The organism is Myxococcales bacterium (assembly GCA_022184915.1).
Classification (GTDB): Bacteria; Myxococcota_A; Polyangia; order Fen-1088; family Fen-1088; genus JAGTJU01.
In genome coordinates this window covers 329,977-352,377 of sequence record JAGTJU010000002.1, presented here as the reverse complement: position 1 = coordinate 352,377, position 22,401 = coordinate 329,977, and the positions used below count along the sequence as shown (strand labels likewise).

General features: G+C 66.3%; 21 protein-coding genes. 11 read left to right on the top strand and 10 right to left on the bottom strand.

Features of this window, described 5'->3' with window-relative positions:
* Positions 1 to 11 precede the first annotated feature (11 nt).
* On the top strand, positions 12 to 962 hold the full coding sequence (locus tag KA712_09065; protein ID MCG5053095.1) for a DUF808 domain-containing protein: 951 nt from the start codon (positions 12 to 14) through the stop codon (positions 960 to 962).
* A 15-nt stretch (positions 963 to 977) separates the two neighbouring features.
* On the opposite strand, the gene KA712_09060 is transcribed toward KA712_09065, so the two are convergent.
* Entirely contained in the window at positions 978 to 1,271 is a 294-nt protein-coding gene (locus tag KA712_09060; GenBank protein MCG5053094.1) for a hypothetical protein, read from the bottom strand.
* Positions 1,272 to 1,488: 217 nt separating this feature from the next.
* Between KA712_09060 and KA712_09055 the strand changes: the two genes are divergently transcribed.
* Both KA712_09055 and KA712_09050 read left to right on the top strand, forming a co-directional pair.
* Positions 1,489 to 1,995 carry a DUF1990 domain-containing protein gene (locus KA712_09055; protein MCG5053093.1) on the top strand — a complete coding sequence of 169 codons (507 nt, stop codon included), beginning with the start codon at positions 1,489 to 1,491 and terminating at the stop codon, positions 1,993 to 1,995.
* Positions 1,996 to 1,999: 4 nt separating this feature from the next.
* Positions 2,000 to 3,316, top strand: coding sequence for a DUF1990 family protein (locus tag KA712_09050; protein MCG5053092.1), 1,317 nt, complete (start codon positions 2,000 to 2,002; stop codon positions 3,314 to 3,316).
* Between the two features lie 16 nt (positions 3,317 to 3,332).
* Here the strand turns inward: KA712_09050 and KA712_09045 are convergent, their stop codons facing one another.
* Positions 3,333 to 3,998: an SDR family oxidoreductase gene (locus KA712_09045; GenBank protein ID MCG5053091.1), complete on the bottom strand. Its 666-nt coding sequence runs from the start codon at positions 3,996 to 3,998 to the stop codon at positions 3,333 to 3,335.
* A gap of 274 nt (positions 3,999 to 4,272) precedes the next feature.
* Between KA712_09045 and KA712_09040 the strand changes: the two genes are divergently transcribed.
* The 5 genes from KA712_09040 to KA712_09020 all read left to right on the top strand — a co-directional run bounded on the left by KA712_09040 (position 4,273) and on the right by KA712_09020 (position 11,853).
* Positions 4,273 to 5,418: a hypothetical protein gene (locus KA712_09040; protein ID MCG5053090.1), complete on the top strand. Its 1,146-nt coding sequence runs from the start codon at positions 4,273 to 4,275 to the stop codon at positions 5,416 to 5,418.
* Positions 5,419 to 5,628: 210 nt separating this feature from the next.
* The gene (locus KA712_09035; GenBank protein ID MCG5053089.1) at positions 5,629 to 6,876 is read left to right on the top strand and encodes a hypothetical protein; all 1,248 of its coding nucleotides are present in this window, start codon (positions 5,629 to 5,631) and stop codon (positions 6,874 to 6,876) included.
* A gap of 90 nt (positions 6,877 to 6,966) precedes the next feature.
* Complete coding sequence (locus tag KA712_09030; protein MCG5053088.1) at positions 6,967 to 8,184, top strand: imelysin family protein; 1,218 nt, start codon at positions 6,967 to 6,969, stop codon at positions 8,182 to 8,184.
* The gene (locus KA712_09025) at positions 8,177 to 9,583 is read left to right on the top strand and encodes an HTTM domain-containing protein (GenBank protein MCG5053087.1); all 1,407 of its coding nucleotides are present in this window, start codon (positions 8,177 to 8,179) and stop codon (positions 9,581 to 9,583) included. The genes KA712_09030 and KA712_09025 overlap by 8 nt, the downstream gene beginning before the upstream one ends.
* Positions 9,580 to 11,853, top strand: coding sequence for a TonB-dependent receptor (locus tag KA712_09020; protein ID MCG5053086.1), 2,274 nt, complete (start codon positions 9,580 to 9,582; stop codon positions 11,851 to 11,853). Before KA712_09025 ends, KA712_09020 begins: the two co-directional genes overlap by 4 nt.
* Positions 11,854 to 11,867: 14 nt before the next feature.
* Here the strand turns inward: KA712_09020 and KA712_09015 are convergent, their stop codons facing one another.
* The 6 genes from KA712_09015 to KA712_08990 form a co-directional block, all read right to left on the bottom strand.
* A complete protein-coding gene (locus KA712_09015) occupies positions 11,868 to 12,875 on the bottom strand; it encodes an energy transducer TonB (protein MCG5053085.1) in 1,008 nt (335 codons plus the stop codon).
* 216 nt (positions 12,876 to 13,091) lie between these two features.
* Positions 13,092 to 13,349 (bottom strand): zf-HC2 domain-containing protein, encoded by a 258-nt coding sequence (locus KA712_09010; GenBank protein ID MCG5053084.1) that lies wholly within the window; start codon positions 13,347 to 13,349, stop codon positions 13,092 to 13,094.
* Positions 13,346 to 13,933, bottom strand: coding sequence for an RNA polymerase sigma factor (locus KA712_09005; protein MCG5053083.1), 588 nt, complete (start codon positions 13,931 to 13,933; stop codon positions 13,346 to 13,348). Before KA712_09005 ends, KA712_09010 begins: the two co-directional genes overlap by 4 nt.
* Positions 13,891 to 14,121, bottom strand: coding sequence for a DUF2892 domain-containing protein (locus KA712_09000; GenBank protein ID MCG5053082.1), 231 nt, complete (start codon positions 14,119 to 14,121; stop codon positions 13,891 to 13,893). The genes KA712_09005 and KA712_09000 overlap by 43 nt, the downstream gene beginning before the upstream one ends.
* Positions 14,122 to 14,199: 78 nt before the next feature.
* A complete protein-coding gene (locus tag KA712_08995; GenBank protein ID MCG5053081.1) occupies positions 14,200 to 15,996 on the bottom strand; it encodes a hypothetical protein in 1,797 nt (598 codons plus the stop codon).
* Between the two features lie 104 nt (positions 15,997 to 16,100).
* Positions 16,101 to 18,389: a DUF839 domain-containing protein gene (locus tag KA712_08990; protein MCG5053080.1), complete on the bottom strand. Its 2,289-nt coding sequence runs from the start codon at positions 18,387 to 18,389 to the stop codon at positions 16,101 to 16,103.
* 202 nt (positions 18,390 to 18,591) lie between these two features.
* Here KA712_08990 and KA712_08985 point away from each other — a divergent pair, with 202 nt between their 5' ends.
* Positions 18,592 to 18,783, top strand: coding sequence for a SlyX family protein (locus tag KA712_08985; GenBank protein MCG5053079.1), 192 nt, complete (start codon positions 18,592 to 18,594; stop codon positions 18,781 to 18,783).
* A 12-nt stretch (positions 18,784 to 18,795) separates the two neighbouring features.
* Here the strand turns inward: KA712_08985 and KA712_08980 are convergent, their stop codons facing one another.
* A complete protein-coding gene (locus KA712_08980) occupies positions 18,796 to 19,296 on the bottom strand; it encodes a GNAT family N-acetyltransferase (GenBank protein ID MCG5053078.1) in 501 nt (166 codons plus the stop codon).
* A gap of 179 nt (positions 19,297 to 19,475) precedes the next feature.
* Here KA712_08980 and KA712_08975 point away from each other — a divergent pair, with 179 nt between their 5' ends.
* A complete protein-coding gene (locus KA712_08975; GenBank protein ID MCG5053077.1) occupies positions 19,476 to 21,080 on the top strand; it encodes a cardiolipin synthase B in 1,605 nt (534 codons plus the stop codon).
* Positions 21,081 to 21,227: 147 nt separating this feature from the next.
* On the opposite strand, the gene KA712_08970 is transcribed toward KA712_08975, so the two are convergent.
* Positions 21,228 to 21,686, bottom strand: coding sequence for a pentapeptide repeat-containing protein (locus KA712_08970; protein ID MCG5053076.1), 459 nt, complete (start codon positions 21,684 to 21,686; stop codon positions 21,228 to 21,230).
* 18 nt (positions 21,687 to 21,704) lie between these two features.
* Between KA712_08970 and KA712_08965 the strand changes: the two genes are divergently transcribed.
* Positions 21,705 to 22,364, top strand: a complete 660-nt coding sequence (locus KA712_08965; protein MCG5053075.1) for a hypothetical protein — start codon at positions 21,705 to 21,707, stop codon at positions 22,362 to 22,364.
* Positions 22,365 to 22,401: the final 37 nt, after the last annotated feature.

Below are 22,401 nucleotides of genomic sequence, written 5' to 3'. Positions count from 1 at the left end.
TTAACGAGCCCATGCCTGGCGCCAGCCTCCTCACTCTCCTCGACGACATCGCGACGATCCTCGACGACGTCGCCACGATGACGAAAGTCGCGGCGAAGCAGACGGCCGGGGTGCTCGGCGATGATCTGGCTCTAAACGCGCAGCAAGTCGCAGGGGTCCGCGCCCACCGTGAATTGCCGGTGGTTTGGCGGGTGGCCAAAGGTTCGGTCCGCAACAAGCTGATCCTGGTGCCGCTGGCTCTGGCCATCAGCGCCCTGGCTCCGTTCCTCGTCACCCCCCTCCTGATGCTCGGCGGCGCGTTTCTTTGTTTCGAAGGCGTCGAGAAGCTCGTGCACAAGTGGTTGGAGCCCCACAAGGCTCACGAAGACCACGCGCAGGCCCTCGTTGCGGCGTCGGCGGACTCGGAGTCCGCTCTGCTTGCGCTCGAGACGGACAAGATCGCCGGCGCGATTCGCACCGACTTCATTCTCTCCGCCGAGATCGTCATCATCGCGCTCGGCACGGTCTCGTCGGCCCCGCTCGGCACCCGCATCAGCGTGCTCTTCGTGGTGGCTGCGCTGATGACCGTGGGGGTTTACGGCTTGGTGGCCGGTATCGTGAAGATGGACGACGCAGGGGCCTACCTCATGCGGCCGCGGGCGGGCAAACCCGCCTCGGGTGTCGCGGCGTGGACGGGAGCGGCCCTGGTACATGCAGCGCCGTGGCTCATGAAAGGCCTGGCCGTGGCGGGTACCATCGCCATGTTTCTGGTCGGTGGCGGCATCTTGAGTCACGGCATCGCGCCGCTACACCACGCCTTCGAGACGTGGTCTGCCAGTGCCCGACACGTTTCCACCGTGGGCGCTGTGCTGAGCCCATTGCTGGCCTTGCTCCTCGACGCCCTGTTGGGTGTGGTGACCGGCGCGATCCTGGTGACCGTCGTCGTGGGAGCACGCCGCTTCGTACGCCCCAAGGCTCCTTAGGCAAAGCCCGACGGCTCAGCGAGGTCCGAGCAGCTTCACGAGCTTGTTGTAGACGCCCATCGTGAGCAAAGGCCCAGGCCACATGCCCACGAAGTGACTCGCCCGCGTGTTGCCCTGAGCTTGGAACACCGCCGAGGCGGCCATGGCCCCCAAGGCCAAGAACAGAAAAACGTCCGACGGGATGCGCGCGGTTTGCGCCTCGACCATACGAGTCACGGACCCTTCTCTGTGCTCGGTTCGTAACACGGGGATCTCTCGGTAACAGGCGCGCGACTTTTCGGCTGCAGGGTTGGTGTTTTCAGGCTCCACGAGAGGTCTCCTTCAGCGCTGCCCTCGCAGAGGGCCTCGTTCGGACCTTGCTAGCAAACGACGGGCCAGCCCCGCGGTGGACTGTCGGTTGCATGAGGCTGCGCGTGTGTGGACCGATTTTCGTGAGCGCCTGCGCCGAGTCTCTGAGACGCCAAGGAGGGTTTTGCGCGCCGAGCGGGGCGTGGGCCCTCTCCTACAAAGGGACTACTGGGCCGTCATGGCAAGGTGTCGTTTCCGGCCCACGGAGCTGGTGGAAGCGGTGCGAACCCGCTTCGTAGATCTGGCGCCGCCGGACATCGTCTCGTTTCGCCGGCCGCACGGAGGGACCCAGCCGCTCTGCCTGGGCGACCAGATGGACGTTCGGATTCGTGGCGCCGGCGCGGCGCAGGTGCGGGTGGCGCACGTGACCTCGCAAACGTTCACCCTCAGCACGCTCGAAGGCCACCCGGAGGCGGGGCGCATCACCTTCGGCGCGTACCGCAACGAACGAGGCGATGTGCTCTTCCACATTCGCAGCCGCGCCCGCTCGAGCTCGAGAGTGAGGCGCTACGGGTTCCTTTTGGCTGGCGACCCCATGCAAACCTATACCTGGACCGACTTCGTGGGCACCGTAGCCTCCACGTTCGGCGACGGCGTGGTGGGCTTCATTCACGCAGACACGGCCCGCGTCGTGGACACGGCCCGCGAGGACGACGGACCCACCTTCGAGGCAACGGGAGATTGAGGACATGTGTGCCCGCATCTACATTCCCGACCGCAACCAGAACCCCGCAGCAAAAACCAGCCGCACGCGCTGGCATTTCCTGCGGGGCTTTTCTGCCCGCACCTTGGCCGAGGAACTCGCTCAGGTCACGAACAGGCCGTCGACGGCGCCGCCCGCCGCGCCCCACGCCACCTCGAGCCATGGCTGGCTTCGACACACGTCCGAGGCGTGGGTCGGCCGCGAGGCACCGGGCCCCCCTGGGCCCCACGGCGCCTTCGCCCGAGGTCGCGCGCTCCTCGCAAGCTACGCCTTTTCCGACCCTGAGATCGTCGCTGGACACTTCGATCCTCAAGCGCCTTTGTTGGGTCGGCCCATGGTGCTCGAGCTCAAGGCGTGCGGCTTTCGCTACCTGTGTGGCGTGGTGGTGAGTGACGTACGCGACGAGCGTGGCAAAACAGAGACAGCGTTCGGGTATCGCTACGACACGCGTGCGGGACACGTGGAAGCAGGCACCGAGTGGTTTGTCCTGACCAAAGATCATCTCACCGGCGACCTTTGCTTCCGCATCGAGGCCATCTGGCGCCCTGGCGATTTTCCGAACTGGTGGAGCGAAGTGGGCTTTGGCCTCGTTGAACGCCGGGCGCGACAGGATTGGCACCGGCTCGCACACCTGCGCATGCGACACCTCCTCGAGGCGGGTGACCTGCTGCCGGTCGTCTCACCTTCGCCGCGCGAGGGCCGGGGCCATCACGATGCGAGGGTCCGGAGGCCGCCCACGAGAGCGCTGGCGCGGCAGCGGGCGAGCGCTCTCGCCCACGAGGCGCAGAGCCCCGCCGCGAACGCCATGCCTCGCCGGACGCGAGACATGCTGAGACGATGGGGCCTCTCGGTGGCGCTGGGCGCTGTCACCGGCCTGCGCTCGATGATGGGACCTGCCCTGGTGTCGCGTTGGTTGCGTGCGCACCCGACCCATCCATGTTGGACCCGCACGGCCACGCTGATGGCCACGCCCGTCCTTGCTCACGCGCTGTCGCTGCTTGCGTGGGCCGAGCTTGCCATGGACAAACTTCCCGCGGCCCCCTCGCGGATGGCCCCGCTGCCGCTTGCCGGGCGCGCCGCCATGGGCATGCTCGTGGGACTCGTCTTGGGGGGCCGGCGCAGCCGCGCCCGACGCGTAGCCGCAGGTGCGGGGGCGATGAGCGCGGTGGGAGCGGCCTGCCTGGCTCACAGGGTGCGTGCCCTCGCCGCACCTCGGGGCAAACGCACGTCTTTCGCGACCGCTCTGCTCGAAGACGTCATTGCTTTCGGGATTGGCCACGCGGCGCTGCGCGCGCTCCGGTGAGCGGCCTCGCCCGTGCCTACCAGGGAAGCGCTTGGCCGTTGGCGTGCCAAAAGTGGCCGGTGGTCTCGATCGTGAGCTCGTCGATCCGCGCCAGCAGTCCCCGCGCCGCTTCGGCGGGTTCGATCTGACCATGGTCGCCCACCATGTCGGTCTTCACCATGCCGGGGTGAAGCACGATGACGGCGACACCCGCGCCCTTGAGGTCCTCAGCCATCGACTTGCCGGCCATGTTGAGCGCGGCTTTGCTCATGCGATAGCCGTAGGCGCCCCCGGACGTGTTGTCGCCGATCGAGCCCATGCGGCTCGTGACGAGCGCCACCTTGGCGCCTCGTTGCAGGTTCTCGCGCAGCGCCGAGGTCACCCGCAGGGGGCCCACGGCGTTGACCTGGAACTGCCGATCGAGAGCCTCGTAGTTGGGACTCTCGAACGTATCGCCCCAGACCAAAATGCCCGCGTTGTTCACGAGCAGGTCCAGGCGTCGGGAGCCCACGGCCGCGGCCAAGCTCGCCACCCCCTGCGCGTCAGCCACGTCGATCCCCTCGACCACCTCTACCCCCAGCGCATCGAGTGCAGCCGAACGACTTCGACAGGTAGCAATCACCCGGTCGCCCCGCTGCTTCAGCAAAGCGGCTAGCGCCAAACCGATGCCCCGATTCGCTCCCGTGACCAAAGCTGTTGCCATGGGCGCAAGGATGCCGGGCCCTGCGTGGGCGCGCAAGGCACCCACCAGCGAACGCAAAAATGCCCCGCGCGCCTCGACGAGGCCGCGGGGCATCCGCTGACGCTTTGGCCGTTTAGGGCATTGGCGCTGGAGGCAACGACATCATCGCCGGCCGACAGGCCACGCCGCTCTCGCCTGGGCGGCAGGAGAGGCCCTGGTTGCACATGTTTCCGTTAAGGCCCATTCCACAGCAGGCCTGGCCTTCAGCGCCGCACTTCACGCAGGACAGCGCGTCTTGGACCTGGCGACATGCAAGCCCCATCCCGCAGGTCCTGCTCCCCCCGTTGCCGCAGCAGGTGGCGCCTTCCGTACCACACGCCTCACAGACGGCCTCATCGCCGAAGCCGCTGCAGCGAAGGCCGTTGCCGCAGGTGTTTTGGAAACCGCAGCACGCTTGACCCGGGCCGCCGCAGGCCACGCAGGAGCTGCCTTGCGCCCCCTGCACACAATTGTTTCCGCTTTCGCAGCTGCCGCCGAAACCACCGCAGCACGCCTGACCGGCCTTGCCGCAGGGCTTGCACATGCCGGGCTGGCCCTGGCCGCCACCCTGACAGCTCAGACCGTCGTTGCAGGAGCTCCCGCCGCCGCCGCCACAGCAGCGCTGATCGGCAGCACCACAGGCTTGGCACATGTTCTGGATACAGCCAAGGCCGCTTGCGGTGCACTCGAAGCCGTCGCAACACGCGTCACCCTGGCCCCCGCACTTCGTGGTGCCCTCGACGCACGCGCCAGCCGTGCACACGCCATCGATGCCGTTGCCGCATTCCTGGCCGCCCGCCACGCACTCGTCATCGACGCAGCAGCCGCCACCGTTGCAGGCGTTGCGCCCGCAGCAGGGACCACCGGGTTGGCCGCAGGCTACGCAGCGGTCTTCACCAGGCCCTTCGTCGCAAACCGCATCACCGTTGCAAGAGTTACCGCCACAGCAGAGCTGCCCCACGGCGCCGCAAGCGACCGGCGCGCCGCCCATGCCACCCTGAGGCGCACCACCTGTACCGGGCGAGCCCCCCTGGGCCGCACCGCCCGTGCCGGGAGCGCCACCTGCACCGGGAGCGCCACCCTCGCCGCCGGGAGCGCCACCTGCACCGGGAGCGCCACCCTCGCCGCCGGGAGCGCCACCCTCGCCCGGATTCGTTTCCCCACCGGCGCCCAGGCTGCCGCCCGAGCCCAGGCTGCCGCCCGAGCCCAGGCTGCCGCCCGAGCCGTCGCCCCCGGTGCCTGGCAAGGCGCCGCCCGCGCCGCCGTTGCCACCACTATTCCCGTCGCCACCGCCGCAGGCAGTGCTGAGGGCGCCCATGAGGAGGGCAGTGGCCACCACGAGGCCATAACTTGCGGTTCGTCGAGCTTGGTTCCCGAGCAACATGATTTTCGGCTCCCGTAAAAAGTAATGAAAAGAAACAGAGGTTTCGCCGTGAGGGCGCAATCGGTGCGGCTTTCGTCAAAAAAACTTGAGCCCGATGTCCGCGGCGCCCGAGGCCCCCCCTTCCCCGAAACAGTTGACAAGGGCAAGCCGTGACTGATATTGAGAACGACTATCAAATCCATTTCGTTCCGAGCTCGCGCTCACGCCTCCAAGGAAGGTCCTCGGTCCATGAACCTCTCGAAGTGCCCCCTGTTACTGCTCGCCCCGCTCGCGTGTTTCGCCTTCGCCGGTTGCGACGATGACGACGTCATGGAATCGGGAGCCGACGCGGCCGTGGACGCGGCCTCCCTTCCTGACGCCGCGAGCGGCCCCGACGGCGCCGCTCCTGACAGCCACAGCGGCGACGCTCTTGCGCTCGGTCCCGATGCCGGCGTCGTAACCCCTGCCTGCGCGCCCGCCAACCCGAACACCTACCCCGCCGACAGCTTCGCAGCCAACACGGCCAACGAGACGCTCGTCTTGGGCAAGCTGGCCGCTCTGAACACGGCGATGGCCAGCGTCGAGACGGATCCCGCGAAGACAGTCTCGCTCCCCGAACTGGAAGCGTTGTTCAGCGGGGGGGCGGATAGCCTGAAGGCCAAGACCACCGCTTACTACGCCGCCCAAGTCGAGGGCACAAACGGCGTGCTCGGCCAGTATGCAGCCGCCTCGGGCAGCCCCAGTTTCATGGCTGGCATGACCGCAGGGCTTTGGGGCACCTGGATCTTCAACGCAAACGGGGTCGACCTGCGCCAGCAGACCGACAAGGGCTTCATGGCGGCGGTTCAGTACAAGCATCTGACGGAGCTTTCCCGCAAAGCCTCCGTCACCCCCGCTGACGTCGACGGCATGGTGGCCATCATGAACCTCACCCCCGCCTTCCCCTACGACACCCCCACCGACGTGGGGGCTGCGAAGTACGCCTCGCGCCGCTCGAACCGCGCCAACCCCGACAATCTGTACCTGACCATCAAGTACGCCTCGATCCGGGCGCGCGCGGCGGCGGCCAAGCCCGTGGAGTGCGCGGCCGACCTGGCCAGCGCGCTTGCGACCCTGAGGGGCGCGTGGGAGAAGGCCTTGGTGACCACCACGCTTTTTTACGCGGCCGACACGAAGAAAAAGCTGGCGGCGGCGGCGACGGATGCGGACAGAGCGGCCGCCCTGCACGCGCTTGGAGAGGGCATCGGGTTCATCCATGGCTTCAAGGGCCTGCCTGTGCAGGATCGGATCATCACCGACGCGCAGATCGACAGCGTCCTGGCGGAGCTCTTCGCCGTCGCCCCCCAAACCCCGGTGACGGGGCTCTCCGTGGCAACCCCCTACCGCTTCTTGAACGACATCGCCCAGCCCCCGCGTCTCGACACGGCCGTGGCACTCATCAAAGCGGTCTACGGGTTCACGGACGCCGAGGTCGAGGGCTTCAAGGTCAACTACTGAGCCCGCGGCCTTTTCACCCCCCGCACGTCGCCCCAAGATCCGACGTGGCGTGCGGGGTCTCCGTCCGGTATGCGCCACACAGAGGTTCACATGACGAAATTGCGGTTGCTTTCGGTTGCGTTCCTGATGCTTTGCTTGCTGCCCGCGTGCAAAGACGACGATGGGCCCGGCGGCACGGGGCTCGACGCCTCGGTCATGGACGCAACGCCTTTGCCCGATGGCCTCGCGCCGACGACGGCGCAGGAGGTGCTGGCCGCCGCAGGCGTCTGCAACCTGGGCCTCGCCCGCCAATTCGCCACGGAGGCGGGGGCCCTCAAAGTGGCCTTGGACGCATGGGCGGGCGCCCCCCTCGATGCCCCCACGCGGGTCAACGCCCAGCAAGCGTGGCGAAACGCGATGGCCACCTGGCAGCAGCTCGAGGCCTTTCAGTTCGGGCCCGCCGCCACCCAGAACGTGATCGGGGGCCAAGACCTGCGCGTCACCATTTACTCTTGGCCCACCGTTGACCGTTGCAAGGTGGAAAGTGCCCTGGCGCGCGACCTCTACGGGAACCCCGCGGTGCTCGCGAGCAACTTGAGCTTACGCGGGCTCGACGCCCTCGAGACCCTGCTCTTCCTCACAGACACCGCCAACGCATGTCCGCCCACCGACGCCTTGGTGCAAGCACCTTGGGCTCTTCTCGACGCCGCCGCTCTCGACCAGAAGCGAGCTGCCTACGCGCAGGTGCTCGGCAATGATCTCCTGACCTCGTCCTTGGCGCTGCAAACCGCCTGGGAGCCCACCGGGGGGAACTTCCTCGCGAAGGTCCAGACGCCGTCCGCGCCTCCCTACAATTCACTCAAGATGGCCCTGAACGCGCTCAGCGACGCCCTGTTCTACGTGGAGAGTGAAACCAAGGACATGAAGCTCGGGCCCGCTCTGGGGATCACCGAGTGCAGCGGCTGTACGAGCCTCTACGAATCGAACTTTGCGCTGGCCAGCAAGAGCAACGTCATCAACAACTTGCTCGGGTTCCAGCGCCTTTACTCCGGCTGCGCGCTGGACGGCGCGGGCCCCGGCTTTCACCAGCTTTTGTGGACGCGCGGAGCCGGGGCCTTGGCGGAGGAGATGAACCAAGCCCTCAAGGCCAGCCAGCAGGCCTTGGCAACGCTGCAGAGCCCGGATTTGGCCACGGCCATTGTCAACGAGCGGGCACTCGTTTTGGAGGCCCACACCCAGCTCACGACGCTGGCGCGGCTCATGAAAGCCCAGTTCGTCTCGGTCCTCGACCTGAACCTTCCCATGAGCGTAGCCACCGACAATGACTGAAGCGCCTGCGGGCGGGTGGACGCGCCAGCTCTTTCGCCCCACGGACGTTGCGGCGCTCGCAGCCCTTCGCATCGTCTTTGGGGTGCTCATGTGCTTCGCCAGCCTCCGGTTCCTCACGGCCGGCTGGGTGGACGACTTTTTCGTCGAGCCGCGCTTTTTCTTTACATTCAGCTTCGCGCCCTGGGTCAAGCCCTGGCCCGCCTGGGGAATGTACGTTCACTACGCGGCGATGACCGTCCTGGCGGCACTCATCGCCCTCGGGCTTTTTTATCGAGTGGCCATCGTGCTCTTCTTCGTGGCGTTCAGCTACGCAGAGCTCATCGACATCACGAACTATCTCAACCACTACTACCTCGTAAGTCTGCTGGCGCTGCTGATGTGCTTTTTGCCCCTGCACCGCGCCTGGTCGCTCGACGTGCGGCGCCGACCCGAACTGGCTTTGCAGAGCTTTCCGGCCTGGTACACCTCTCTTCTGCGGTTGCAGGTGGGCGTGGTTTATGTGTACGCCGGGTTGGCCAAAGCGCAACCGGACTGGCTTTTTCATGCGCAGCCCCTTTCGATCTGGTTGTCATCCCGGGTAGACCTCCCGCTCATCGGACCTTGGCTGGGGCAGCCCTGGGCATGGTACGCGTTTAGCTGGGCGGGCTTCCTTTTCGACACGAGCGTCGTTTTTTTCTTGAGCCACAGGCGCACACGTCTTGCCGCCTACGCCGTTGTGTTGTTTTTCCACGTGATGACCAGGCTGCTCTTCCCGATCGGGATGTTCCCGGCGATCATGGTGACGAGCGCGCTCGTGTTCTTCTCGTCGAGCTGGCCCCGACACCTCGCCGGATGGCTCGCGCGCGTGACGAAGCGGCCAGGTCTTCGTCTCGACCGCCCTCGCCCGCCCCTGCGAGACGCAGCCGCGCCACTGGGTGTGCAGCGCCGCTGGCCCGTGGTCGTCGCGGGTCTTTATGGTCTCGTACAGATCCTCGTTCCGCTCCGGCATCATCTCTACCCAGGAGACGTGCTTTGGCACGAACAGGGCATGCGCTTTTCCTGGAAAGTGATGGTGCGCGAGAAGAACGGCAGCGTCACATACAGAGTTCACTCGCCCTCGGTCGGGCGCACCTGGCAGGTCAGCCCGCGAAAGTACCTCACCGCTCTGCAGGCCCGTGAGATGTCTTCGCAACCCGACATGATCCTTCAACTCGGCAAGCACATCGCCCACGAGTTTCAATCCCGCGGCTACCCGGACGTCGAGGTCAGAGTCGATGCCTGGGTCTCGCTCAACGGGCGCCCCGGCGCTCCCTTGATCGATCCCCGCGTCGACCTGGTGGGCGTGTCCGACAGCCTGGCGCCCGCCGCCTGGATCTTGCCCGCACCTCGAACCCTCCCCCTCAAGCTGAACCCCGTATGACCACGCCCACCGCCCTTCGCCTCGCCACTTCATCGCTGCTCGTCGTTTCGTTGGCCTTCGCGCGGCCCACGCGCGCCCAGGACACCCCGACAGAGTCTGTCCCCACGCAGCCCGCGCCGGAACCAACCGCGCCACAGGAGCCCACCGACAGCCAGACAGCACCTCCCCCGAAGGTGGAAGCCGTGTCCGACGGGCTCACGGTGGTGGGGAAGAGGCGGCATCGCGAAAAGCGCACCTCGGTTCACAGCGTGGGTGAAGGCCAGCTCGAGCGGCTCAATCAAGACGATCCCCATGCCGTGCTCAACCAGGTCCCGGGCGTGTACACGCGTCAGGAAGACGGGCTGGGCCTGCGGCCCAACATCGGCACGCGCGGCGTGAATCCCGACCGCAGCAAGAAGATCACCTTGCTCGAGGACGACGTGCTGTTCGGGCCCGCGCCCTACTCGGCTCCCGCGGCCTACTTCTTTCCACTCATCACACGGATGACCAACGTGGAGGTGATCAAGGGGGCCGGAAGCATCGCCTTCGGCCCACAAACCGTGGCCGGGGCCGTGAACGTGCGCACACGAGACCTGCCCACGGGATGGGCAGGCGGCATCGATCTGGCGGCGGGGCAGTACGCCTATGGCAAAGCCCACGCCCACGTGGGTGCCGGCTTTCGGCACTTCGGTTTTTTGCTCGAAGGCGTGCACCTCCGCACCGATGGCTTCAAGGAGCTCGATGGGGGCGGCGATACGGGGTTTTCTCGCAACGAATGGATGCTGAAGACACGCTACCTCTTCAACCCGGGCGCAGAAACGACCCACACGTTGCGGGCGAAGCTCGGCTACTCGGACGAAACCTCCAACGAGACCTACCTGGGGTTGACCACCGCGGATTTTCGCGCCAAGCCCTTGCGGCGCTACGCGGCCAGCCAGCTCGACCACATGGAATGGCATCGCACGCAGGCAGAGCTTCGCTACGAGATCGAAAACCGAAACTTCGACCTCGTCACCACGGCGTACCGGCACGACCTGTCGCGCGTGTGGAACAAGATAAACGGCTTCGAAACTGCACAGATCGTGGACGTGCTCCGCAACCCCACCACGCCCAGGAACATCGGGTTTTACAACGCCCTCCGCAACACCGACCTGGCGGGCTTTGCCTCCCAACGGCTGCTGATCGGGCCCAACGATCGCGACTTCGTCTCGCAGGGCATCCAGACGCGCGGTCACCTGCGCGGGCACATCGGCGGGTACCGCAACCAGCTCGAGTTTGCGGCCCGTCTTCACCACGACGAAGCGGCCCGGGTGCACACCGAAAACACGTATCAATTCGTAGGCGGCGTGCTCACGCTCGTGCCTGACACCTTTGCCACCACGGCAAACGACGTGCAACGAACTCTCGCCGTCTCGCTTTACGCGGGCGACGAGCTCGAGCTCGGCAAGCTCACACTCAAGCCGGGACTCCGCATGGAGCTGATTCGCTCGCAGTTTCGTCCGCGCCGCGTGGGCAGCAACGAGCCACGAATCGACAACGAGGACGCGGTGTTCCTGCCCGGGCTGGGTGCTCACTACCAGCTCAGCCGGGGGCTGGCCGTGGTGGCCGGCGTGCACCGAGGCTACTCACCTCCTTCACCCCGCGACCTGGCGGCTCAGGCCGAACAGAGCACCAACTTCGACGCGGGCCTGCGTTACGAGCGCGGCCTTTACCGCGCGGAGGTGATTGGGTTTTGGAACGAGTACGAAAACCTGACCGCCATTTGTACGGAGTCGTCGGGTTGTTTGGATGCCGACGTGGGCAACCAGACCAACGCCGGAGGCGCACGCATCCGGGGCTTCGAGGTGTTCGGCCAAACCGAGTATCGGCGGGGGCAAACGACCGTGCCTTTGGTCCTGGCGTACACCTTCACGCACGCGCAGTTCCTCGAGAGCTTCGCCTCGAACGACCCCATCTTCGGCAGCGTCACGGCCGGGGACGACATTCCCTACGTTCCTCGCCACCAGCTGAGCGTCACCGCCGGTGTGGAGCGCCCCCTCGGGGGCCTCACCTTGTCGCTCCTTCACGTGAGCCAGATGTACGACGCGCCCGCCAGCCAGCTGGCCGTGGCGAAGACCGACAACCTCACCGTGATCGATGCAGGCGCGCACCTGAACCTGCCGAGAAACGCCCAGATCTACCTGCAAGTCCGTAACGCGCTCGACGAAGCCGCCATCGTGTCCTTCCGGCCGTTCGGGGCCCGTCCGAATGCCCCACGCTGGGTGCAAGCGGGCGCACGCTGGACCTTCTGAGCGAGCGGCGCGGCTCAGCCCTCGAGCCGGTACGTCAGCGGCACCCGCACCTCGACCCGGCTGCCCAAAGCGGCGGGCGGGGCGGGGAAAGGCTGCGCCCGATGAACCGTCTGCAAAGCGGCGCGGGTCAAGACGCCAAGCTCCGCGCCGCGCACGACGTGGGCCGACACCAGCTGCCCGCGGCCATCGATAATCACGCTCACCCATACCGTGCCCTCGAGCTCTTCTTCTTCGGCCTCCGGAGGGTAGAAGAGGTGGGCCTTCAAGCGCCGATCGAGCACGTCCGTGAGGTATCGCGCTACCAGCTGTTCACGCTCGGAGGCCGTCAGGGCGACCACGGGGGGCGCCGCCGGCGGGGCGTCGCTCGCGGGGGCACCCAGCACGCCCCCAACGACGCCCCCCACCGCTCCCCCCTCGACCCCGCCCTCGACGCCCCCTTCGGAGGCGCCCGCGGTCGGTTCAGGTTCGGTGACCACCACCTCGTCCTGGGGCTGCACGAGTGCGGGACGGGGCTGGGGCTCCGCTTCGCTAGGCCGCGGCTGGGAGGGAGACGAGGCCGCAGCGGGGGGAGGAGGCGGTGGGGGCGGCGGCAAAGGGCGCGCCTCGGACCAGGCCAGCAGGGAAACCTTGAGCTTCGAGGGCGACAGTTCGTCCACCTGCCACATCGCCTGGGCAGCCCCATAACCAAGCGCCGCGACGTGAAGAACACCCGCCAACGCCCAGCAGCTCACACTGCGCCGGCTGGGTCGCCCCCCCCGGCTGGCCTCCAGGAAAACAGAAAACGCCTGGGATCCCCCAGGGGCAGCCCGGCTGGAGGACGGCTCGGCGGCAGACGGCTCGGCGGCAGCGAGGCCAGGAGCAACGAGGCAGGGGGCCTCACCCTCGACGTCGCCTTCGGGTTCCTCGAGCGCCCCCGTGGCAGCGTGCGAGGCGGAGCAACAAGAGGCGCAAGGGCGTTCCTCGTTCACCGCCTCGGGAGCCTGGGGCTGAGCAACGGGTTCGGTCTCCGGAACGCCGGGCATGAGGGAGCCCTCAGCCGGACTTGCCGGAGCGTCACGAGAAACGGTGGACGAAAGAATCACGCCGCAGGCCTGGTGGGAAACCGAAGCCTCATTGTACGAAACTGACAATCGTTCTCAATTCCAAACCGCACTTTCCCCAACAATCTGCGGGCGGCCCCCGTTAACGCCGGGATTCTAGGCACTTAGGGGATGGGGGGCGGTGCGGACGAGGGTTGATCAGCCGCTGCTCCTCAAGCGCCGCCTCAATCTCTCCTGAACGTCCTCGGGCACTGCGGCGGGCGGACCCATCTGCGCCTTCAGACGCGCCACAGCTTCGGCGAACTGGCCTCCGAAGCGCGCGCAGACGTCGCAGGCCGATACGTGGGCCTCCACGCGGCCACGATCCACGGGCGACAGATCCCCTTCGAGGTACGCCGAAAGCTGCGCCAGCACTTCCATGCAATCCAAGCCACCGATGTGTCGCGGAGTCCTCATGGCTGCTCTTTCCCGGCCAGACAGGCCGCCTGCAGTCGTAAGCGTGCGCGATGGATGCGGCTCTTGACCGCTGGAACGTCGATGCCGAGGACCCGTGCCGCCTCCTCGTTCGCGAGCCCCTCGAGATCGCGAAGCACCAACACCTCGCGGTCGTCGGCCGACAAAGTCTCGAAGGCGTCTCGCAGCGTTCGGCGTGCTTCGTTGGCCACCGCGATGGATTCCGCATCCCCGCCCTCCTGGCCCCAACCGGCGGCCCGTCCCAGATCCTCGAGCAACGTGTGCTCGCAAGGTTTCTCGATCGCGACACCTCGCCCCACCTTCCAGGCTGCGCGGCGCGCGATCGCGAAGAGCCAGGATTTGACCGTCCCCCCCGCCCGGTAGGTGGTCGCGCTTCGCAAAACGGCCAGGAAGGTGTCTTGCAGGACATCCTCCGCGGCAGTCGAATCACGCGTCACGGCGCTCGCCAGGCGAAAGATGGACGCTTGGTGCCGCGTGACCAGTTCGCCGAGGGCTTCGTGTTGCCCCTCGGCGATGGCGCTCATCAGGTCCTCGTCGCTGCGCGTGTCGATCGGTTCGAGCGGCACGTACTGATCCCCAAGAGCGTGTAGAGCGGGCAGCTTCCGAGAAGGCCCGTGGCGAGGGGCACGAGCCCCAAAAGCCCCCAGCTGGTCTTGGGCCCCACGAGCGTGAGACTGAGCAGGACGAGCCCCAAGCCCACGCGGGCCGCGCGCTCGAGGGTGTGTTCATTCTTCGGAAAGATCTTGATAGACATGGTCAGTGCTCCTTCACTCCCCAAGAGCCGCCAGGCCACCGAAGGATTCACCCCCTTCGTCGTTTTTTCAAGATTCCCTCACAGGCCGAAGCCTGCGCCCCGCCAGTCCAGCCGAAGAGCCCCATCGGTGAACACCAATCCCGCCTCCGACAAACCGGTGGACGTTGCCTCGATCTTGCGATGGATGCGGGTGGCGGGCTTCAAGACCACGTCGCGCCCCAACTCGAAGGTCTGCGCTTCGACGAGACAACGATAAGCCTTGTCGAGCGCCAGGGCGCGTGCGCGCGAGGGCGCGAGCAGATCCGCGATGCTTCGATCCCCTCCCGGCGCTGCACGCAACACCTCGGCCTCGTTCACTTGCTGCCCCGGTACGAACTTCGCCAACATTTCTTCGTTAGCCAGGAACTCATCTCCGCCCCGCACGCGACGCAGGTAGGTCAAGATCTCGGGCGACGCGTGACCCAGCTGCGGGGCATCCGGGATCCCCCTCAGGTCCTGGTAAGCCCACCCGGCCGCTCCCGGGACTTTGCGGGGGAACGAAAAGCTCTGGTCCAGGGTAACGCCAAGGTTCGTATGGCACCCCATGCAGAACAGCTGCTCCTCGTGCGTTTGCAAACGCAGGTGCCCGTCCCCATCCTCGATGAATCCCTGTAACAGCCAACCGAAGTCGTTGACCATGCCCGTCAGGGGATCCCCTTGCACGACGGGGGGCTTTCCCTCCTCGCGTTCATTCATCTCGCGCTCGTAGTTCGAGAGGATCTTCCATCGTTCGACGTCGTACAGCTTCTTCGAGTAGCGCAGCTCCTTCATCCGCCGCGCGATGAGGTTCGGTTGGTCGGGATCGATGTAACGAACGGAGTGAAGAAACTCGGTGCCTTGTGGGTAAAGGGAGCGCCTGACAGGCACGGCGTGGGCGTCACCCAGGTAGAAGCTCGGCAACCCCACGAGCTTCGTCGCGATCTGCCGCCGACCGTCACCGTCGAGGTCGGCACCAACCAACCGCTCATCCAGGTTCTCGGTCGGCCACGTGATGGCCTTGTCGGCCACGGCGGGATCGGAGGAGAACGACGCCTCGAGGATCGCCAGATTGGCCTTGTACACCTCGAGATTGGATTCACCGCCGCGCTGCCTGAAGGGCTCTGGCAACCGGAGCATCACATCGTCCGTGGCCCCGTTCGTGGGCCAAAACACGCCGGGAAACGGCTTGTAGCGAAAGGCGCGCCACGCGCTGCCGTCGCGCGCGAATCCTCCTTCGTCGAAGCCCTTTGCGAAGTCGAGGTCGGGCCGGTACCCGGCATACCCGACCGGGTCCTGCAGCGCCTGCCGCAGAGGCTCGTAGTTGTCCTCGCGGACATAGGCGAGAATCGTCTCGTCGCTGAGGGCGCTCGTACATTGGGACCTGTCGACGAACAGGTTCGACCAGTGATTCGTCTCGCCCACCTCGCTAAACGCGTACTCCTTTTGGAGATGCCAGTCGCTCATGAGGTTCGGAAAGCGCGACTCCGTATGGCAGGTCCAACAAGGATTCGAGGCACCGTCCGTCTTCGTGTAGCACTGCGGTGGAATGAGCGCTTCGACGTTGCCGATCCGGCCCCGTGTCTGCCGGGCACGTGCCAAGGGGTGAGGGCGTTCGCTCTGCGCCCGTGCCCCCGCCGAAGCGTCGCCGGAGGGATCTGCTGCATCCATTGACGCCAGGGCGTCGCGCCCGGTGGCATCGGCTTGCGCTGCGGCGCCGTCCGCGCGGTCACCGGGGGGCCCCTCGTCAGGTGTCATCCCCCGTTCGACGCCCCCACACTGCAGAAAGAGCCAACCTCCGGCGATGACTGCGGGCACTGAAACCATCACGAGCAGGCGGCGTTTCATTTGAGGCTGCATGTATCCTCCTCGAAAAACGAGTAAGACCCGCTCACAACCGCTGCGTTTTTGACACAGCGGCGGTGAACGGGCCTTCCCTCCCTGAGCTTCAGTTCGCGCTCACCTCAGGGTTGCGACCAGGGCCAGTTGCTGTAGCGCGACTCACCGGGGTGCTGCACGTTGAAGAACAAGGTGCGCGCATCGGGCGTGAACGCAGGGCCCGTGGCTTCGGAGTCGCTCGGCCCCGCGACCACGCGGTACCCTCGGAAGGTTCCGTTTTCGAGCGGTGCGGACAGGTCCAGGTAGTAAAGTGCATCGCCCTGGAGGCCGTTCACACTCGGGTTGCCGTCCGTTCCGAACCAAACGTTCCCTTCCGGATCGATCACCAAGTTGTCAGGGGCGCCTGCATCGAACGCGCCCTGCTTGTTGTCGCCCAACCAGACGGCGTAGAACGTGAAGGTACCGAGATTGGCGTAGTCACCGCCGTCTTCCTCGAGCGCGAACACCGAACCCGTGGAGTCTCGCCGCCGGTTCTCGGCCTCACCCATGGTCTCACCCCGCTTGGCGGCGTTGTCCCGCTTGTCGAGCTTGCCGTCGGCGAACAGGAAGTTGTTGCCCGTGTGGTTGGTGAAGGCGATGTAGAGGCGAGAATCGAAGGGGTTCCATTCCACGTCCTCGGGACGGTTCAGCTCCTTGATACCGATCTTGTGCTCGGCCGTGAACAAGCTCTGGCGAACGGTGTTGTCGTCGGGGAAACCACCGAGATCGTTCCAGGTCTGGCTCTTGAGGGCAGCGCCCACCTTGGTACCAGGCATGCCGAGTGCGGCGGCGTTGGGCGCGTCGTCGGCCACGTTGTCGACGCTCAAGCGGATCCACTTGCCCGAGCCCGGGGCCGTCGAGGTGGGCGTGGCTCCACCGTTGATCGTCTTGCCCGTGTTGTTGTCGAGGGCTGCAAAGTGGGCCACGTAGCTGTCGCCGGCCGCAAGGAGGTCGCGAATCTGCTTGCGGGTCATGCCTGCGACATAGTTGTCCTTCGACACCCACTTGTAGAGCCGGCCACCCCGGCGGTCGCTGGCCGCGTAGATGACGATCGGCTTGCCGGGAACGAGCTTCCACGTGTTGTCCGTGGCCACCGACGCGTTTTCCCAGCGGGCCCGACCAAAGCTGCCGAGCTTTTGATGTCCGTCTCCCATCTCGTCGTACGCCTTATCGGCGGACTTTCCGGGATCGAACTCGACGAGGTAGCCGTAGTAGTCACGGTTGTGCTTGCCCTTCGAGGCCCGCCCGAATTCGCTGCTTGCGGTGGGGGCGACGTTGAAGACGATGTTCTTCCCTGCATCGCAGACGCCGCCGGGGACGTAGGTGTTGTTGCCAGACCAGCAGTCCTCGAGGTCGCCGTAGTAGTCCTGCACGTTCTCTTCACCGCTCAGCACGGTGCCCCAGGGCGTGTGGCCACCTGAGCAGTTGTTGCCCGTTCCGGCAACCACGCCTGCAGGCAACGCCATCCCTGCGTCGTCCGTGTTCCCCGACGACAGCGTCATGCCGGTGACCTTGATGCGGGTATTGCTGGTCGCGTCGTAACGAACGTTCTGCGCAGCGCGGTCGAGAACCCAGGTTCCCGTGGCAGGGTCCTGCACCGCGCGCATCCAGGACGCGCCAATCTGCCGCTTGCCTGCCACGACGAACTTGTCGACCTCGGGTTGGGTCCAGTTGGCCCCGGCCGTCACGTCGAAGTCGAGAAGCCCGCGTTTGTTCATCCACCGCCCGAGCTTCGTGTACGAGCCCGAGGGAGGCGTGTTGACGCCCGCGATGTTGCCCGAAACGTACTCGTGGTTCACGAAGAACCACCCGGAGCTGCTGCTTCCACTGTAGAGGCCGCCCAGAGCGCCGTTCGGTGCGTCGCCGAAAAAGGCGATGAAGTCGTTGTTGTCACCAAACCGCGGCGTCACCTTCCCATCCTTCTCGGCAGCCGCGTCGTCCCAGGTCAGGGGTTCGAGCCAGCGCACGACGACGTTCGTTTGCAGGCCCTTGAGCGCGCGGACCGTGTCCGTGGAGGCCGGTGCCAACGGGAAGCCCGGCGCCGTGGCCGGGTCGGCCTTGTAGCGAGAGACGAGGCCCTTGACCATTTGGGGAATCGACTGTTCACCCTGCGCCACCACGGCGACCATGCCCGACAGCGAACCCAGGTCGACCAAGGAGTCGCTGTTGAGCGCGTTGGCGCCGGGAGTTCCTGCGGCGCCGGGAGTGCCCATCACGCCGACGGCGCCCGGCGTTCCTGCAGGGCCAGCGGGGCCTTGAGTGCCGGCGGGGCCGGCGGGACCTGCAGGGCCTGCCAGTCCGGGATCGCCCATCTGGCCTGGATCACCTTTGTCCCCCGCACACGCCGCCACGGCAAGTGCGGTCGTGAGGGCCATGGCGCGGCCACTCTGCGTCAGTCGAGATACTCGTCTCATTTCGCCTCCGGTTGGTTTCATTGCTGGGGCGCATTCTGGCGATCTTCCAGGCGGCGCACGGTGTCAGCTTTGAAACGACTCGATGACCGAAAATCGAACGACACGTGACAGGCACCCACACACGCCGGCGCTGAACGCGCCGGCCCTTGCTAGGCTGGCTGCCATGTCCGACAGGCTAGAACTCGAGGAGCGCATCGCCTACCAGGAGCGGTTGATTGCCGACCTCGACGAGGTGGTCCGCGTCTTCACCTTCCGCGTGGAAGCGCTGGAAAGAGAGGTCAAGCGGCTGAGGACCTCCGTGCTCGAGGGCGAGCCGCTCGCGGCGCCGCCCAACGAGCCCCCTCCCCACTACTGAGGACCCGGGCCTTTATGTCCCCCGCCGGCCGCCCTTCTCTCGGGTCATCTCGATCATCGTGCGGCGGAACCCAAGACGCAGAAATAGTTGCTGGGCCGAACGGTTGTTTTCGGCCGTCCACAAAATGATCCGCGGTACGTCCTGGGTCTCCAGCCAGGCCGCGGCGGCCTCGACCAAGGCGGCTCCAAGACCTTGTCCTTCAAAGGAAGGATCCACAACGACGTCGTGAATGAATCCGGCCTCCTCCCGCAGCTCCTTCCACGACTGTGGCTCCACGGAGGCGTAGACATATCCCGCCACCTCGACGCTTTCTCCTGCCGCCACCAGCACAGCGCCCCGGGCTCCGCCGAGCTGCGCCTCGAGGAAGCGGGCGTATCCCGCCTCGACGTCATCTCCTGGCTGGATGAAGCGGCGGGCGTCGAACGCATGATGACTTCGGACCAAACGGGCCCCGAGCCTCCCCAACGCCGGCAAATCGGCATAGGTGGCGGCACGAATGCGGAACATCGACATAGCGGCATTGTGACGCACCTCGAAGGCAGCGTCCCGGGGATTCGACGCCCTGAGGTCCACCGGCCACCGAGGACCAACCGGCGCCTGGAGCGGCCCCGCGACGCCGCGCAGGCAGCGGATCTCCCGGTGCCCCTAGGCCCAGACGCCTGGGCACACTAGACTCGCTGGAAGTCCCCACCATGCGAGAACCGGTCGACCTCAACGACAAGCCTCGGCGGCGGCTGAAGACGGGGCAGTTCTCCGATTTTCAACTCCGCCGGGTGCTCCGCCAATCGGCCGATCAAGTGCTCTCTCGGACGAGCGGCGCGCCCCTCATTCCAGGAAACGCCGTTCGTTTGCTGAAGGACGCCGAAGGCAACTTCCCGGTTTGGCTCGCCGCCATCGGAAGCGCTCAGAAGTCCATTTACTTCGAGAACTACATCTTCTCCGAAGACGACGTGGGCAACGCGTTCGCCGAGGCCCTCTGCAGCCGCGCCCGCGCCGGCGTGAAGGTGCGGGTCGTCCGGGATTGGCTGGGCAGCTGGCCCACGAGTTCCCGAAAGTTCTGGCGAAAGATGACCGAGGCGGGCGTGGAGCTCCGGGCCTTTAATCCGCCGCGCCTCGATAGCCCCTTCGGCTGGTTGAGCCGTGATCACCGCAAGATGGTGAGCGTGGATTCGAACGTGGCCTTCGTGTCGGGCCTGTGCATCAGCCAACGCTGGCAGGGAGATCCGCAGAAGGGAACTGAATCGTGGCGCGACACGGGGCTCGAGATTCGGGGCCCTGCCGTCATGGCCGTGGAAGACGCCTTCGCCGAGGTCTGGGGCACCATCGGCACGCCGATCCCCGAAGCCGAACGCCCGACGTCCGAGGATCACAGCCCTGCAGGTGACGTGGCGGTGCGCGTGTTGGCGGGGGCCCCGAACACCGCGGGGCTCTTCCGCATGGATCAGCTGGTGGCGGCGGCCGCGCGCCAAACACTGTGGCTGACGGATGCGTATTTCGTGGGCGTCGCACCTTATGTGCAAGCGCTCCGGGCCGCCGCGCGCGACGGTGTCGACGTGCGTCTGTTGGTGCCCAACACGACCGACTTGCCGCTCGTGCGGTCGCTGTCCCGGGCCGGGTACCGTCCCCTGCTCGAGGCCGGTGTCCGCATCTTCGAGTGGAACGGGCCCATGATCCACGCGAAGACGGCGGTGGCGGACCGTCGCTGGAGCCGCGTGGGCTCGTCGAACCTGAACATCGCCAGTTTTCTCGGCAACTACGAGCTGGACGTGGCGATCGACGACGAAGATGTGGCGCGTGCGATGGAGCAGATGTACCTGGAAGACCTGACCCGCTCGACCGAAGTGCTGCTGTCGTACAAGCGGTGGCGACGTGCCGTTCGGAAAGCCGTGCTGCACCCCGCAACGCCTCGCGAGCGCCGTCGGGGGAAGTCGCGGGCCAAAGGCTCCACGGCCGCGGCCGGAGCGATTCGCATCGCCAACGCCGTGGGTGCCGCGATTTCGAACCATCGCGTGCTCGGCGCCGCGGAGAGCCAGGTGCTGCTGTTGTCAGGACTCACCCTGTTGGCCCTGGCCGCGCTGGCCGTGATCTGGCCTTATGGTCTGGCCATCCCGGTCGCCGCGCTGGCGACCTGGGTGGGGGGGGCCCTCATCTGGCGCGCCTTCCGGCTGCGCGCCGAGCGCGCCCGCGAAAAGGATGCAGACCTCGAACCGGAGGACCGACGCGAAGAGTCGGCCCCCGCGAGTCCCCCAGCGGCCAACATGGGCGTAACGCAAAACCCGTCGCGAGAGCCGCAGTGACAGCCGGGCGCCGAAAAACGCACAACGCACCGGGCCGTTTTGTCAAGTCGCGGAGGCGTTTTTTTTAATTGGAGGCAGGTGCCAGGCCGGGGAAAAAGACGTACACTGGCTAAAATGCGCTCCGATATGGTCTCAGGTAGTTCAAGACTAGGCGTTGCAAGGTTCGGGGTCCCGAGCCTCCTGGCACTCCTTCTCGCCTGCGCGGGAACGCCGGCAACAGATCCCGACGACGAACCCAGCGAGGGGGGAACCTCGGGTCAGGCCGAAGGTGGTTCCGGCCAGGGTGGTTCCGGCCAGGGTGGTTCCGGCCAGGGTGGTTCCGGCCAGGGCGGCTCCGGTGAGGGCGGCTCCGGTGAGGGTGGCTCCGGTGAGGGTGGCTCCGGTGAGGGTGGCTCCGGTGAGGGTGGCTCCGGTGAGGGTGGCTCCGGCGAGCCCACGGCGGGCTCGGGTAGCGGCGGCGCCGCAGGGGGCAGCGGCGGCACACCGGCAAGCGCAGGGGGCACCGGCGGCACCACCCCAGGCACAGGCGGAAAGCCTCCCCCCCCCGTCAAGACGTGCACGACCAACCTGCTCTGCGACGACTTCGAGAAGACCGCCAAGGGGCAAACTCCCGAAGGTTTCAAGGTGGAGGAAAACGGTGGTACCAAGGTGCTCGTCGACGACACGCGAGCCTTCTCCGGAAGCAAGTCGGTCAAGATCAACGTGCCCGTGGCCGCAATGGGCGCCGAAGGCTCCTTCCGACTGGACCCTTTGCCTTCGCAACTTCCCGACGCCTACATGCGCATGATGGTTTACCTCGAGAGCAAGCCCGTCGGGACCAACAAGATGCACTGGACGTATCTGCGCGCCGTGGGGAGCTTGGTTGCCAAGACCCAAAACAAAATCGTGAGGGCGACCACAGGCATCGGCGGACATCCTCACGAGTGGCAAGAGACCCAAATTGGCCTCAAAAACGACCTCAGCTTCGCCGATTGCTGGAACCACACGAGCCAGGCCGTTCCCACCGGCAAGTGGGCCTGCGTGGAGTATCACCTCAAAGAACAGGGCGATTTGCACGAGGTGTGGGTGGATGGCACGAAGATAGGTCCGCTCAGCTACAGCAAGATTCCCGCCCATAACCGAACGGGTTGCCAAGACGATGAGACAGGCGAACAGTTGCTGGTGCCGACCACGACGGTCGTGACCTTTGGCTGGCGTCATGCTCACGGGCTTACGAGCCCCCTCAACATGTGGATCGACGACGTGGCCGTCGACAACAAGCGCATCGGCTGCCCTCAGAAGTAAGCCTGACCAGCGGCGCTCCGGCCGGGATCCGGAGCGC

Coding starts and splice junctions, on each gene's coding strand:
- KA712_09065 (MCG5053095.1), top strand. CDS start 12: ATGCCTGGCGCCAGCCTCCTCACTCTCCTCGACGACATCGCGACGATC.
- KA712_09055 (MCG5053093.1), top strand. CDS start 1,489: ATGGCAAGGTGTCGTTTCCGGCCCACGGAGCTGGTGGAAGCGGTGCGA.
- KA712_09050 (MCG5053092.1), top strand. CDS start 2,000: ATGTGTGCCCGCATCTACATTCCCGACCGCAACCAGAACCCCGCAGCA.
- KA712_09045 (MCG5053091.1), bottom strand. CDS start 3,998: ATGGCAACAGCTTTGGTCACGGGAGCGAATCGGGGCATCGGTTTGGCG.
- KA712_09035 (MCG5053089.1), top strand. CDS start 5,629: ATGAACCTCTCGAAGTGCCCCCTGTTACTGCTCGCCCCGCTCGCGTGT.
- KA712_09030 (MCG5053088.1), top strand. CDS start 6,967: ATGACGAAATTGCGGTTGCTTTCGGTTGCGTTCCTGATGCTTTGCTTG.
- KA712_09025 (MCG5053087.1), top strand. CDS start 8,177: ATGACTGAAGCGCCTGCGGGCGGGTGGACGCGCCAGCTCTTTCGCCCC.
- KA712_09020 (MCG5053086.1), top strand. CDS start 9,580: ATGACCACGCCCACCGCCCTTCGCCTCGCCACTTCATCGCTGCTCGTC.
- KA712_09015 (MCG5053085.1), bottom strand. CDS start 12,875: ATGCCCGGCGTTCCGGAGACCGAACCCGTTGCTCAGCCCCAGGCTCCC.
- KA712_09010 (MCG5053084.1), bottom strand. CDS start 13,349: ATGAGGACTCCGCGACACATCGGTGGCTTGGATTGCATGGAAGTGCTG.
- KA712_09000 (MCG5053082.1), bottom strand. CDS start 14,121: ATGTCTATCAAGATCTTTCCGAAGAATGAACACACCCTCGAGCGCGCG.
- KA712_08995 (MCG5053081.1), bottom strand. CDS start 15,996: ATGCAGCCTCAAATGAAACGCCGCCTGCTCGTGATGGTTTCAGTGCCC.
- KA712_08990 (MCG5053080.1), bottom strand. CDS start 18,389: ATGGCCCTCACGACCGCACTTGCCGTGGCGGCGTGTGCGGGGGACAAA.
- KA712_08985 (MCG5053079.1), top strand. CDS start 18,592: ATGTCCGACAGGCTAGAACTCGAGGAGCGCATCGCCTACCAGGAGCGG.
- KA712_08980 (MCG5053078.1), bottom strand. CDS start 19,296: ATGTCGATGTTCCGCATTCGTGCCGCCACCTATGCCGATTTGCCGGCG.
- KA712_08975 (MCG5053077.1), top strand. CDS start 19,476: ATGCGAGAACCGGTCGACCTCAACGACAAGCCTCGGCGGCGGCTGAAG.